Genomic DNA, 13,860 nt, shown 5'->3' on the forward strand with positions numbered 1-13,860 from the left:
AGCACATGAGCATCAGGAGTCACAAGCGCGCTGCTTGTCCTGGACGGCCGTCCGTCCGGGAACTGACGGGGGAAAGCTGATGCGGTGTCCGTGGACCGGCCGCGTCGTCACGCGCCGGGGGTCTCCGCGTGCGCCGGAACGGACGTCACCCTCTGCCGCCTCTTGGTGCCTTTGACCGGTGCCTGAGAAGGGATTGGAGGGGGAATGCCGACGAATGCAGTGAGCGCCGCCAGGCCGACGTACCCGGGCGTCTACGTCGAAGAGCTTCCCAGCAGCACCCGCACGGTCTCCGCCGTGACCACTTCGGTGACCGCCTTCGTGGGTCACACACGGCGCGGTCCGCTGAACGAGCCGGTGCGCGTCACCGGCTTCGCCGAGTTCGAGCGCCGCTTCGGCGGGCTCAGCTCGCAGAGCGCCGTCGCGTACGCGGTGCACCAGTTCTTCGCCAACGGCGGCTCCGTCGCCGTGATCGTCCGGGTCGCCAAGGCCGGCAGCGGCAAGGCCGCATGCGTCGTCCTGGAGTCCACCGAGGGCCACAGCGAGTCCCGCGTCCTCGAAGTCCACGCCAAGGAACCCGGCGTGTGGGGCAACGGCCTGCGCGTCGCCGTCGACTACGACACGCCCCACCCCGACGAGACCTTCAACCTGCGGGTGTACGACGCCAAGGGCGACGCCCGCGAGAGCTTCACCGGCCTGTCCATGGACACCTCGCACGGCCGGTACGCGCCGACCGTGATCAACGCCGGCTCGAAGCTCATCCGCGTCGAGGCGGTCGGCGAGGGCCGCCCCGACCCGTCCGGCACCGTCTCCAAGCCGTTCGGCGACGAACTGCCGAACCTGGAGGTCGACCTCACCGTCAAGATCGGCGACGTGGAGCGCGAGTTCAAGCTCTACGACCCCGACTGCGACGGCGAAGCCCCGTGCAGCGTCGCCGAGTTGGCGCTGCTCCTCGAACGCAAGCTGCGCGCGCTGCCCGACGCGCCCGGCAAGCACGCCTTCGCCGGCGCCGAGGTCACCGCCTTCGGCCGGCGCATCCAGGTCGTCGCGGGCTCCACCGACCCCGAGGACGTCGTCCGCTTCCTCGGCGAGTGCGCCAACGACCTGGGCCTGGAGGCCTCGGTCAACCCGCCGGTGTTCCCGCTGGAGGGCGGCGAGGACGGCGAGGCGCCCGGCCCGCGCGACCTCATCGGCTCCGAGGCCGACAAGACCGGCATCCAGGCGCTGCGCGGCGTCGCCGACGTCAACCTTCTCGCGCTGCCCGAGCTGGCGGCGTACGAGAACACCGAGGACATGGTCACCGTCGTGTCGGCGGCGCAGCGGCTGTGCCAGGAGCGGCGGATCTTCCTGCTGGTCGACGCGCCCAGCACCTGGGTCAGCGTGGACACCGCACGCGCCGGGCTCGCCGCCTTCGACGCGGTCCGCGGCAACCACGCCGGCCTGTACTTCCCGCACGTCCAGCTCACCGACCCGCTCACCGGGCGGCTGCGGGCCTTCCCGCCGTCCGGCGCGGTCGCCGGCGTCATCGCGCGCACCGACTCCGAGCGCGGCGTGTGGAAGGCACCGGCCGGCACCGAGGCGCGGCTCGCGGGCGTGCGCTCGCTCACGGTCGACCTGACCGACCGGGAGACCGGCCTGCTCAACCCGCTCGGCGTCAACTGCCTGCGCACCTTCCCGGTGACCGGCCCGACGGTCTGGGGCGCGCGCACGCTGGAGGGCTCCGACGCCCTGGACAGCGAGTGGAAGTACGTGCCCGTGCGGCGGCTGGCGCTGCACGTGGAGGAGAGCCTCCAACGCGGCCTGCAGTGGGTCGTGTTCGAGCCCAACGACGAGTCCCTGTGGCAGCAGATCCGCCTCAGCGCCTCCTCGTACCTGCACACGCTGTTCCGCCAGGGCGCCTTCAAGGGCAAGACGCCGCGCGAGGCGTACTTCGTCAAGTGCGACCACGAGACCACCACCGACGAGGACATCGCCAACGGCGTCGTCAACGTCCTGGTGGGCATTGCTCCGGTCCGCCCGGCCGAGTTCGTGATCGTCAGGATCCAGCAGACGTCCGGGCAGTTCGAGCTCTAAGGAATCCCGAGGACATTTCGATGGCAGAGTTCACGGTCAACGCCCATCGGTTCGACCCGTACAAGAACTTCAAGTTCCTGGTCCTCTGGGACGGTCGTACGGTCGCGGGCATCAGCAAGATCAGTCCGCTGAAGCGGACGACGGAGGTCGTCAAGCACCGGCACGGCGGCGACCCGTCGTCGCCGCGCAAGTCGCCCGGCCGCTCGGAGTTCGAGGGCATCACCCTGGAGCGCGGGGTCACCCACGACCCGGAGTTCGACCGCTGGGCCAACAAGGTCTGGCAGGTCGGGGCGGGTCTCGGTTCGGAGGTGTCCCTCGCGGACTTCCGCAAGGACATCGTGATCCAGGTGCTCAACGAGGCGGGCCAGGTCGCCGTCTCGCACAAGCTGTACCGGACCTGGCCCAGCGAGTACCAGGTGCTCGGCGAGCTGGACGCCAACGCCAACGCGGTGGCCATCCAGTCGCTGAAGCTCGAGTGCGAGGGCTGGGAGCGGGACTATGAGGTGCCCGAGCCGGAGGAGCCGTCGTTCCTCAACCCGGCCTGAACTGAAGGACGTTGGGGGAGCTGATGGCTGGGGCGGCTGATCTGCTGGCCACCTGGGAGGCCGGGCTCGGCGCGGCGCCGGCCGGGCGCGCGTTGCTGCTGCACGGCACCGCGCGCCCGGACCTCGACGCCGGTACCCTGCCCCGGCTTCCGGTCGGGGAGCGCGAGTCGGACCTGTTCGCGTTGCGCCGGGCGCTGTTCGGCGAGCGGATGCAGGTGCGGCTCGCGTGCACGGCGTGCGGCGAGGACATGGAGTTCGACCTGGACGCCGGGGAGTTCGCCGGAAACGGTTCGGCAGCGACCCAAAGGGGCGCGGGGAACTGCGCGACCAGCCACGACGGCGCCGCAGCCGACGAACAACAGATCGCGGCCCATCCAGCGGAGCGCTTGGTGCGGGTGTCCGAGGGCGGCTGGGAGGTCGAGTTCCGGCTGCCCGGCGTCGCCGACCTGACGGCGGCGGCCCGGGCCGCGGACCCGCGCGGGGAGCTGATCGCGCGGTGCCTGGTCTCGGCCGCGTACGCCGGCGAGGTCCGCCCCGCCGACGCGCTGCCCGCGCCCGTGCAGCACCGGATCGCCGAGGCGGTCGAGGCCGCCGACCCGGGGGCCGACGTGACGCTCAACGTGGCCTGCCCCGAGTGCGGGCAGGCCACCCGGGCCGAACTGGACATCGCCTCCTACCTCTGGACCGAACTGGACGCCTGGGCACGGGACGTGCTGCTCGACGTCCATCTGCTCGCCACCGCCTACGGATGGAGCGAGCCGGAGATCCTGGCGCTCAGCCCGCTGCGGCGCCGCTACTACCTGGAGCTGTGTGCGGATGTCTGACGCCGACGGGGCGCCGGTCCCCGACTTCCTCGACCGGCTGCTCGCCCGGCACGCCGCCCCAGCCGCGGCGCCGCGGCCGGGTGTGGTGCGGGTACAGCCCCGGCTGCCCGGCCCGTTCGAGCGGATCGAGGCGGTACGGGCCGGGGCGCCGGACCCGGACGGCACCGACCTGCTGTGGCCGGCCCCGGCCCCGACGGCCGCCCCACCGCGGGACGTACCGCGCCCGGCGCCTGCCCCGGCGGGACCGCGCACGGAACGCGAGCGGACGATCGTACGCACCGAACGGGCACTCGCCGACCCGGTGGTGCGCAACATGCCTCCCGTCGTGGCGGAGGCACCCCTGCTGCGCCCCGCCACGCCGGTCACGCCGGGCCCGCGTGCCGTGCCGGACGCCACCCGGCGCACGGCGGGCCCGGGCCGCGGGGACCAGGACACGTCCCGGACCGCGGCGTCCGTGCCCATCCCCCCGGGTACGGACGCCGCCCCCCGCACCGCACCACCGGCCCTGCGTCCCAGCGCGGCCGAGACGGCGGCGGCCCGCGAGGCCGTACGGCAGGCCGCGGCACGGCGTCCGGGGCGGGCGGCCGAGCAGGTGGTGCAGGTGCAGATCGGGCGGTTGGAGGTCACGGCGGCGCCCTCCGCGAACGGCGCCCGGCCGCGGGCCGGGGCGGCGCCGCGGCAGGCCGCGACCGTGAGCCTCGCCGACTACCTGGCACGGGGGCACGAGTGAGCCGTACGCCCACAGCAGCAGGACGAGAGAAGCCGAGGAACTGACGTCATGAGCAACGCACTGGCCATCGCCCATGTCACCCAGGCCCTCGCCCTGCTGATCGAGAACAACGTGGGGCCGGAGTTCGGCGAGGCCGTCAAGGTCGAGCCGCGCAAGCCGCCGGCCGACCCGCAGCTGGACCAGCCCACGATCTCCGTGTTCCTGTACCAGGTCACGCCCAACACCTCGCAGCGGAACAACGATCTGCCGACCCGCGCGGCCGACGGCACGCTCGTCAAGCGGCCCGCGGCGGCGCTCGACCTGCACTTCCTGATCAGTGCGTACGGCGACGAGAAGGAACTGGTCGGCCAGCGGCTGATCGGCTCCGTCGTGCGCACGCTGCACGAGATTCCGGTGCTGCCGAAGGACGTCATCGAACAGGCCGGTGAGCGGCCCTACTTGGCGGGCAGCGATCTCGCCGAGGCGGCGCAGCGGGTGCGGTTCACGCCGACCGTGATGGACGTCGACGAGACGTCGAAGCTGTGGGGGATGCTCTACCAGACGCCGTACGCGCTGTCGGTCGTCTACCAGGCGGCCCTGGTCTTCATCGACGGCCGCGAGGGCCCGGTCCCTGGCAAGCCCGTGGAGCGGCCCGAGGTGCGGGTGCTGCCCTTCGGGGCGCCGGGCGCGCCGGTCCCTCCGGGGGCGGAACCGAGGCCCGAGACACCGCCGGCTGCCGTGCCGGACGGGGCGGTGGTGAAGGCGGCGGCCGAAGAGCCCGCACCCTCAGGTGCCAAGAAGGCGACGAAGGCTGTCGCCAAGACCGCCGCCAAGTCCCCGGCGCGCGCCCGCAAGACGACACCCCGGGCGCCCAAGCCCGCACAGGACTGAGACGGCATGGAAACAACGGGGGCAGGTGAGGACATGGGGACGAACGAGCACAGCGGGCAGGCGAGCGCGGCCACGCTCACCGCGGAGATCCAGCGCGTCCTGGCCCGTGTCGACGCCCACGCGGCGCGGGCCGCGGAGAGCGACACATCCGCTGCGGCTGCCGGAGACGGCCAGACACCCGCCGCCGGAAACGGCGCGACACCCGCCACCTCCCTGGTTCCCGCCGCGGGCCCCGGCACCGCCCCCCTCGAAGCCCTTCTCGCCTGCTTCGGGCTCACGCCCTTCGAGCGGGACCTCGTACTCCTCGCCGCCGCACAGGAGTTGGAGCCCACGACCGCCGCCCGGTGCGCCGCCGCCTGCGGGGACCCCGAGCGGGCGTACCCGACCTTCTCGCTGGCCCTGGCGGCGCTGGCCGAGCCGCACTGGAGCGCGCTCACCCCGGTGGCGCCGCTGCGGCGCTGGCGGATCGTCGAACTCGACGACGAGTCACGGCTGACGCTGTCCCGGCTCCGGCTCGACGAGCGCATCCTGCACTTCCTGCTCGGCTCGCCCTATCTGGACACCCGGCTGCACGGCCAGCTGCGCCGCACCCCGGTGCCCCAGTCGCTGCCGCCCGCCTACGACCTGGCGGCCACCCGGCTCGCCGAGGGCTGGACGAACGGCACCGAGTCACCGCTCGTCGAGCTCACAGGCGGTGATCTGCGCAGCCGGGCCGACATCGGCGCCGCGGCGGCCGCCCGCTCGGGGCTCGGGCTCTACTCGATGAGCGCCGAGGACGTCCCGACCGACCCCGCCGAGCGCGACCGGCTCGCCCGGCTGTGGCAGCGCGAGGCGATCCTGCTGCCCGCCGCGCTGCTCGTCGAGGCGGGCGACCTGGACCGCGACCAGCGGGCCGCCACTGAGTCCTTCTTGGCCGGGGCCGCCGTACCCGTCGTCGTGTCGAGCGAGGACCCGCTGCGGTCCGAGCGCTCGTACGGCGCGCGGATCGCCGTACCCCTGATGGACGACGAGGAACAACTCGGCCTGTGGACCGACGCGTTCGAGGAGCTCGACCTGGACGAGGGCGAACTGCGCTCCCTCGTCGCCCAGTTCCAGCTGCCGCCGCACGTCGTGCGGTCCGCGGCGGCCACCGTACGGCGCCGGCTCCCGCAGGAGGACGAGCTGGACGCCGCCGAACTCGCCTGGCGGGCCGGGCTCGACGAGGCCCGGATCGGCATGGACGAGCTGGGACGGCGGATCGAACCGCAGGCCGGCTGGGGCGACCTCGTCCTGCACGAGCGGCAGACGAGCGTGCTGCGCGAGATCGTCGCGCATGTGCGGCAGCGGGCGACCGTCCACCAGGAATGGGGATTCGGCGCCACCCTGCGCCGCGGCCTGGGCGTCACCGCCATGTTCGCGGGCGGCTCCGGCACCGGAAAGACCCTGGCCGCGGAGGTGATGGCGAAGGAACTCGGTCTCGACCTCTTCGTCATCGACCTCTCCCAGGTGGTCAGCAAGTACATCGGCGAGACCGAGAAGAACCTCCGCCGTGTCTTCGACGCCGCCGAACGCGGCGGCGCGCTCCTGCTGTTCGACGAGGCCGACGCCCTGTTCGGCAAGCGCAGCGAGGTGAAGGACAGCCACGACCGGTATGCGAACCTGGAGGTCAGCTATCTGCTGATGCGCATGGAGGCCTACCGGGGCCTCGCCATCCTCACCACCAACATGAAGAGCGCCCTCGACACGGCCTTCCTGCGACGCATCCGCTTCGTCGTCGACTTCCCCTTCCCGGCCGAGCACGAGCGCGCCGAGATCTGGCGGCGCGTGCTGCCGCCGCAGGCGCCCGTGAAGGACATCGACCCCGGGCTGCTCGCCCAGCTCACCGTCGCCGGCGGCTCCATCCGCAACATCGCCCTGTCCGGGGCCTTCCTCGCCGCCGAGGAGGGCGACCGGCTCCAGATGCGGCACATGCTGGCCGCCGCCCGCACCGAGTATCTGAAGCTGGAGCGCTCCCTGACGCCGACGGAGGTCCGTGGATGGGTGTGAAGGGTGTGAACTCGGGTGTGAACTCCCCCCGGGGCCAGGGGCCTTCGGCGATCCGCGTCGAGATCGGCGAGCTGGCCCTCGACGGCTTCCGGGCCGACCCCGAGCGGGTCTCGGCCGCCTTCGAGCACGAACTGACCCGGCTGGTACGGCTGCACGGCGTGCCGCTGGCCGCGGACGGCCCCCTGTCCGTCGACGCCCTGTCCGCGCTGCCGTCCCTGCCCGCCGGGCTGTCCGCGCGGCGGCTCGGCCAGGAGCTGGCGCGCGTCGTGCACGAAGGACTGAGCGGTCACGGGGAGGTGAGCCGGTGAGTTCCCAGACCCAGGACGCCCGTGCCGAACAGACCGCCGAGCAGCGGCGTCGCAAGCGCAAGGAACGGGCCGCCAAGTCCCGTACGCCCGAACCGAAGAACATCGTCAGCGGTGCCGGCCAGCCTCTCGACCCCGGCCTGCGGCGGGAGTTGGAGGAACAGCTCGGCCACGACCTCGGGCGGGTCCGGCTGCACACCGGCCGGGACGCCGGACAGCTGACCGAGCTGCTCGGCGCGGACGCGGTCGCCGTCGGCCAGGACGTCTTCTTCCGCGAGGGCGCCTTCAAGCCCGGCACCGACGAGGGCCGGCGCCTGCTCACCCACGAGCTCCAGCACACCGTGCAGAACCCGCACGGCCTCGGCACGCTGCGCGCGGGCCGGGAACTGGGCGCCGTCAGCCTGCCGCAGCAGGCCATCGAGCGGGAGGCGGAGGCGGCGGCCCAGGCCGTCGTGCAGGCCTCAGAAGAAGCTCCGCAGGTGGAGGAGGGCCAGGCCACCCCCGGCTGGCTGCGCTACACCACCGTCGACGCCGACCGGATGCGCGCCGAGGCGATCGACCCGGCGACCCTGGTGGACCGGCTCGCGGGCAACGTGCTGCGTTCCTTGCGCGGCGATCCGACCGACGCCTCGGGGCGGGTGCGACTCCAACTGGGCCGGATGTCGGACCGGTTGGCGGAACCGGTCCTCGACCGGCTGGAACAGCGGCTGCTCAGTTCCGAGTACGAGAGGCTCCTCGACCTCTTCGAGGAGTCGGCGTCCTCCGGGCCGCTCGACCTGCAGCCCGGCGATGTGCCGCTGCCCGAGATCGACCTCTTCGAGGAACTCGGCGTCGAACGCACTCAGTGGAAGCGGCAGGAGGAGACACGCCGCGGCTCCGACGACCAGCGCGCGGAGGACGCCCGCGAGGAGCAGAAGGACGCCAAGGACCGCGACCAGCAAGCCGGTTCGCAGCAGAGCAGGGCCCAGTCCGACGTGGCGGCCGAGGACCAGGAGGCCGCGCAGCGCAAGGAGCAGGAGGACGAGCGGGCCGCCTCGCGGGAGCGGGCCGAGGAGGAGCAGCGGCAGGAGGACGAGCAGGCCTCCGGTGAGCGCGAACGCGTCGACGAGGCCGCCGACCGGCGTACGGAGGGCCAGCAGGAGGGCGCCGAGGAGGCCAAGGAGGAGCGCAAGGAACAGCGCGAGCGCGAGGAGGCCGACCCCCAGCAGGCCTCCGCTCCCGGGGCCGACAAGCGTCGCCGCCGCGATCAGCAGACCCAGCCCGCCGCCGGGTCCAAGCGGGAGGAACTGGACCCGAAGGCCAGGGCACAGGCCGGCCGCGTACGCGCCGAGAAGGTCGACGAGCGCGCCGAGCAGCGCGATTCGGCGCTGTCCGAGCACGGCCTGCACGAGAAGGACGAGCACGAGGACGACGTCCGCGAGGAGGAGAAGCCGCTCGGGCTGGAAGCGGGCGCCGACGACGAGGTCAAGGGCGGCGAGGCCGACGAGAAGGGACCGGAGGCCAAGCCCGAGCCGACGATCAAGCCCGAGGACCATCTGCCGGAGGCCGACCTCGACCTCAGTGCCGTACCCACCGCCGATCAACTGCAGCCCGGCGCCGCCGAACCGTCCGTACCCTCCTTCCCCACTCCGCCTCCCACCAAGGCGGAGAAGATCGAGCGGGAGCGGGAGAAGGACGAGCAGGAGCGGGACGGTGACGACGCGGTCGCGGACGGGCCCGAGACCAAGGCCCCCGGGCAGGACGAGGGACCCGTCGAGGGCGAGGCACCGCAGCCCGAGGGCGGCCCCGCCGCCCTTGCCGAGGACCGCGGCGCGAAGGACCTGCAGGAGACCGAGAAGCCCCTCGACCAGGAGGTCGGCCCCGACCCGGTCACCGAGGACAAGGAGCGGCCCGAGCCCGAGGCCGAGAAGCCCGATCCCGCGCAGGAACAGGAACAGCAGCAGGCCAAGGAGCCGGGCGCCGAGGAGGAACCGGACGCGGGCTCCGGCGACGAGGACGAGCGGCCGGACGCGGAGGAGCAGGGGAGCCCTGCCGCTTCCCGGACGGCGCGGACCGCGGCCGAGCCCGCGGAGCGTACGGCGGAAGGGGCGCGGGCAGCCGCCGCACCGGCCGCGCCCGCGGTGAACGCCGCCCCCGCCCCCGTACGCAAGCCCGCCGGTGCCGCCACTCCGCGGACGGCGGTCGAGGACCGCAACCCGTCACCGGCCGCGCGGCGCGCCGCCGCGCCGCCGAAGCCGGAGCGGGAGGCTCCCAAGGCCAAGTCGCAGGTGCCGCAGGAGTCCGGGCCCGTGGCCGCGCCGCGCGCTCCGGTCGGCGGCAGCGAGAAGACGCCCGGGCCGACGGCGGCAGCCGGGCCCGGTGCCGCGCCGTCCGCCGCGCAGACCGGGGTCAGTCCGGCCGCTTCCCCCGAACAGGCACCCGGCACAGCCCAGGCGCCGGCTCCGCAGCCCGAGGCGTCCCTGGAGAAGGACGGCGGGGGCTGTGCGCCGCCCGAACCGGCCGCCGAGCCCGAAGGCGGCGCCAGTTGCGGTGGCGGTGGCGGTGGTCAGGCCGCGGCCGAGGAGAAGAAGCAGGAGCCGCCGGACGTCTCCGGACAGGACCCGAAGGCCGCCGTCCAGACCGTGAGCAAGCTCGCGCCGGACCAGGCCGCCGCCGCCATGCCCGGAGTGGACCAGGCCGCGGACAAGAAGATCAGCGAGGAGCAGCAGCGCCTGGACTCCGCCCCGCCCACGCGGGAACGGCCCTCGGGCGCGCCGCAGACCCGTTCGGCACCGCCGGAGGCGGCGCCCGCGGCGGCCCCGGTCACCGGCAAGGTGGAGAAGCTCGGCCCGGAGGACCAGGCCGACAAGCAGAAGGCCAAGGGCAGCGAGAAGGCCGCGGGCGAGAAGCCGAGCGCGCCTCCGCCGCCGCCTCCCGCCGTGCCGACGGAGGGGCTCAGCGAGGCCGAGGCGCAGAACGTGGAGGCCGCGGCCGACGCCGTGCCCACGCGCGACCCGGCCCTGGAGAACAAGACGGTCGGACCGGCACCGAAGATCCGTCTGGAGGGCGCCAGCGACCCGACCCGTACGGACGACCAGCAGAAGGCGCTCAAGGAGAAGCAGTCCGACATCCAGGCGACCGGCCGTGACGACGCGGCCAAGCCGATGGGCGAGGACCAGATCTTCCCCGACGCGCCGCAGGAACAGCTCACCGGCAAGGCCTCCGGCGGCCCCGGCGGGGGCAAGGGCGGTGCGCTGCGGGCCATGTCGCCGCCCAAGGCCGGGGTCGGCAAGGTCGCCCAGGAGGAGAAGGGCGGCGAGATCAGCGGTGCCGCCGGGCAGGCGCAGGGCGACCTCGCCGCCAAGGAGCAGGAGCAGCGGCAGGGCGAACAGCAGGCCAAGCAGGAGAAGCAGGCCGAGATCGACCGCGAGGTCTCCCAGAACACGGAGAAGCAGACCGCCGAACGGGGCAAGGTCGCTCGTGAGACCCAGGTCCAGCGTGAGCAGTGGCGGTCCGAGCAGGACAAGAAGGTCGAGGAAGCGGACACCAAGTCCGAGGAGGAGCACGGCAAGAAGAACAAGGAGATCGTCAAGGCCCGCGACGAGAAGGACAAGGAGGTCGCGGACCGCAAGGACAAAGACAACGAGAAGATCGACACCGAGCGGGAGAACGCCGAGAAGGAGGCCGAGAAGAAGAAGGAGGAGGAGAAGCCCTCCGGCGGATTCTTCGGCATGCTCGCCGACGCGGTCGGTGACTTCTTCAGTGCTCTGCTCGACGCGGTCACGGCGGTCTTCGAGGCGGCGCGGGCCGCCGTCAACGGGATCATCGACCAGTTCAAGGAGTGGGCCAACGCGGCGATCGACTTCGTCCGCGACCTGGCCATCTCCGCGATCAACGCGCTCGCCGACGTCCTGATCGCGATCGGTGACGTGCTGCTCGCCGCCTTCCCCGAACTGCGGGACAAGTTCCGCAAGGCGATCGAGGGGATGCGGGACGCGGCCATCTCGGCCGTCAATCAGCTGGCGGACGGCCTGAAGAAGGCGGTCAACGCCCTACTGGACGCCTTGGCCGCGGGCCTGAACGCACTGCTGACCGCCCTTGAGGCGGGCGTCAAACTGGTCATCAAGGCTTACCAGGCGGTGATCGAGGGCGCGATCAAGTTCGCGCAGGCCGCGATCGAGGCGCTCGGCAAGTTCGCCGCGCTGATCGCGGACATCGCCCCGGACCCGGGCGGCTGGCTCGCCAAGGCCGGCTCGTCCGCGAAGTCCGGCATCACCGACCACCTTTGGGGCGCCATCAAGGTCGCCGTCAAGCGGTGGTTCGACACCAAGGTCGAGGGCATCCTCGGCCTCGGCAAGGCCGTCATCAACGTCCTCGTCAAGGGCTGCGTCTCGCTCAAGCAGATCGGCAAGATGGCGTGGGACGCGATCGTCGCCTCCCTGCCGATGATGATCGCCTCGTTGGTCATCGAGAAGGTCGTCTCGATGCTGGTCCCCGCGGCGGGCGCCATCCTGACCATCGTCCAAGGCCTGATGGCGGCGTGGCAGAGCATCAGCTCGATCCTGACGGCGTTCTCGAAGTTCTGGGCGTACTTGAAGGCAGTGAAGGCCGGTCCGGCGGCCTGTCTCTTCGCGGAGGCGGTCGCGGCGGGAGTTGTCGCCCTGCTGGACTTCATCGCCAACTTCCTGATGATCCGTCTGTCCTCGGCCACGAAGGGCGTCGGCGAACGCCTCCAGGACATGTCGCAGAAGATCATGAACGGCCTGAAGCGGACCGGGAAGGGCGGCAAGCAGGCGGCGGGCGACGCGGTCAACAACGCGCGGGGCGCGATGCGGAACGCGAACCAGAAGGTTGCCGCACCGGGGGCGGCGACGCCCAAGCCGAAGGGCGCGACGTCTCCTGCGCCGAAGGCGCCGGTGAAGCCCAAGGATGCGGCTACGCCCAAGGGGCCGGCCAAGGCGGATCCGGGGGCGGCGGCCAAGCCTAAGGATGCGGGGCCGGCGAAGTCGGAGGCACCGGGCAAGGACCGTACGCCCGACAGGGACCGCACGCCGGACAAGGACCGCACGCCGGAGCCGTCGAAGGACAAGACGCCGGGCAGCAGGGACAAGACGCCGACCGGGGACAAGACCCCCGACGCCCCGAGCCCCAAGAAGAAAAAGGAGATCGAGGGCCCCAAGCCGAAGAAGCCCAAGAAGCCCAAGTCCCCTGCCAAGAAGGCCCTGTCGAAGGCCAAGGGTGCGGTCAAGTCCGCCTTGAAGAAGGTCGGCAACGCGGCGAAGACCCTCGGCAACAAACTGAAGAAGTCGAAGCTCGGGAAGGCGCTGAAGGACGGTGCGAAGAGGCTTCGCGATCTCTTCAAGAAGAAGAAGGACCGGCTGCGCGACGACAAGAGGCGACAGCAACAGCGCAAGAGGCAGGATCGGGATCGACGGCGTAAGGACGAGAAGTCCCAGGATTCCAAGCAGGAGCGCTTGAACCGAATCCTCCCGCGCCTGCGTCGGAATCTCAAAGAACGCCTCACGCGAGGAATCCCGGAACGCGTCCTTCGCCCCACCCTTGACGCACTACGCCGCCACTACCGCCTGACCAGTCTCACCGCAAGTGGGAATCCTGTCGTCGACTTCGACGTAACGCTCAATCCAGGGCGCGATCTCGGGATCGACGGTGTGCGTGTACAGCCGTCGGACAAGGAAGCGCAGCCCGAGGACATGGAGCGCCCGGAGACTTCCGACCAGCAAATCGAAGAGTCGGAGGAGCAGTCCCCGGCGGGGCTGCAGGCCGAGGCGCCAAAAAATCAGGTGGAGTCGTCCAAGCAGGGTGCCGTCGTTTACGACAGGAACAAGACCGAGAAAGAAGAAGAGGACAAGAACCCGCCTCCCTATTCTCGTATGAAGGTATTCGCCAAACGCCCCGGTGCCGGGTGGTACATGGGGCAGATCCAGAGTGTGGGAAAGAAGACGTTCTCCTTCTACGGTCATGGCAAGGAGGGTCCGGCCGAGTTCGATGTGACAATCAAGAACAAGGGGGCATGGAGCAAGATCGCCAAACCTGGAAACTTCAAGTACGGCAGGAGTTTCGAACAGATCAGGAACGGCGATCCCTGGTCCCAGTATGATCCGGATGCGCGCCAGTCACTCAACTATCGGAAGGCCTACAAGTTCAAGAATCCCGGGGGGCGTAAGTGGAACTGGCATCACATTCATGAGCAGGTGGCCAGCGGGCCGAACACCGTCAAGAACTTGGCGTACTCCAGGGATTATGCGAACCAGGAGTTCAATGTCTGGATGGCACGGAAGCAATCGGGTGTCCAGGCGCCAGACGGCACGCTGCTGCCGTCCACGGGAAGCAAGTCGGTCCGAAAATTCCTCAAGGACACCGGTGCTTCTCCGGAAACGCATCGCAAGTGGGGGCTCGCCTGCATCCGCGTTCTCGGGTACCGAATAGAAGAGATTGACAAGGGACGCGGACTTTTTCAGCAGATCAGAAAGTAGTCGGCCATGCGAGTGACC

At 71.5% G+C, this 13,860-nt stretch carries 8 protein-coding genes; all 8 read left to right on the plus strand.

Going from position 1 to position 13,860, the window contains the following annotated elements:
* Positions 1 to 204 precede the first annotated feature (204 nt).
* Genes ACTWQO_RS26595 through ACTWQO_RS26630 form a run of 8 tightly spaced genes read left to right on the plus strand, consistent with a single transcriptional unit; the run spans position 205 to position 13,842 of the window.
* Positions 205 to 2,070, plus strand: a complete 1,866-nt coding sequence (locus tag ACTWQO_RS26595; protein WP_443239884.1) for a phage tail sheath family protein — start codon at positions 205 to 207, stop codon at positions 2,068 to 2,070.
* Positions 2,071 to 2,090: 20 nt separating this feature from the next.
* A complete protein-coding gene (locus ACTWQO_RS26600) occupies positions 2,091 to 2,615 on the plus strand; it encodes a phage tail protein (protein WP_004003113.1) in 525 nt (174 codons plus the stop codon).
* 23 nt (positions 2,616 to 2,638) lie between these two features.
* Complete coding sequence (locus tag ACTWQO_RS26605; RefSeq protein ID WP_443239885.1) at positions 2,639 to 3,439, plus strand: hypothetical protein; 801 nt, start codon at positions 2,639 to 2,641, stop codon at positions 3,437 to 3,439.
* Positions 3,432 to 4,169 carry a hypothetical protein gene (locus tag ACTWQO_RS26610; RefSeq protein WP_443239886.1) on the plus strand — a complete coding sequence of 246 codons (738 nt, stop codon included), beginning with the start codon at positions 3,432 to 3,434 and terminating at the stop codon, positions 4,167 to 4,169. Before ACTWQO_RS26605 ends, ACTWQO_RS26610 begins: the two co-directional genes overlap by 8 nt.
* A 48-nt stretch (positions 4,170 to 4,217) precedes the next feature.
* A complete protein-coding gene (locus ACTWQO_RS26615) occupies positions 4,218 to 5,039 on the plus strand; it encodes a Pvc16 family protein (protein WP_443239887.1) in 822 nt (273 codons plus the stop codon).
* Positions 5,040 to 5,072: 33 nt separating this feature from the next.
* Positions 5,073 to 7,064 carry an ATP-binding protein gene (locus tag ACTWQO_RS26620; protein WP_443239888.1) on the plus strand — a complete coding sequence of 664 codons (1,992 nt, stop codon included), beginning with the start codon at positions 5,073 to 5,075 and terminating at the stop codon, positions 7,062 to 7,064.
* A 17-nt stretch (positions 7,065 to 7,081) separates the two neighbouring features.
* Positions 7,082 to 7,372 carry a hypothetical protein gene (locus ACTWQO_RS26625; RefSeq protein WP_443239889.1) on the plus strand — a complete coding sequence of 97 codons (291 nt, stop codon included), beginning with the start codon at positions 7,082 to 7,084 and terminating at the stop codon, positions 7,370 to 7,372.
* Positions 7,369 to 13,842, plus strand: coding sequence for an eCIS core domain-containing protein (locus tag ACTWQO_RS26630; RefSeq protein ID WP_443239890.1), 6,474 nt, complete (start codon positions 7,369 to 7,371; stop codon positions 13,840 to 13,842). The genes ACTWQO_RS26625 and ACTWQO_RS26630 overlap by 4 nt, the downstream gene beginning before the upstream one ends.
* Positions 13,843 to 13,860 lie beyond the last annotated feature (18 nt).

It is taken from the genome of Streptomyces sp. 4N124, assembly GCF_052245395.1.
In the GTDB taxonomy this organism is placed as follows: Bacteria; Actinomycetota; Actinomycetes; order Streptomycetales; family Streptomycetaceae; genus Streptomyces.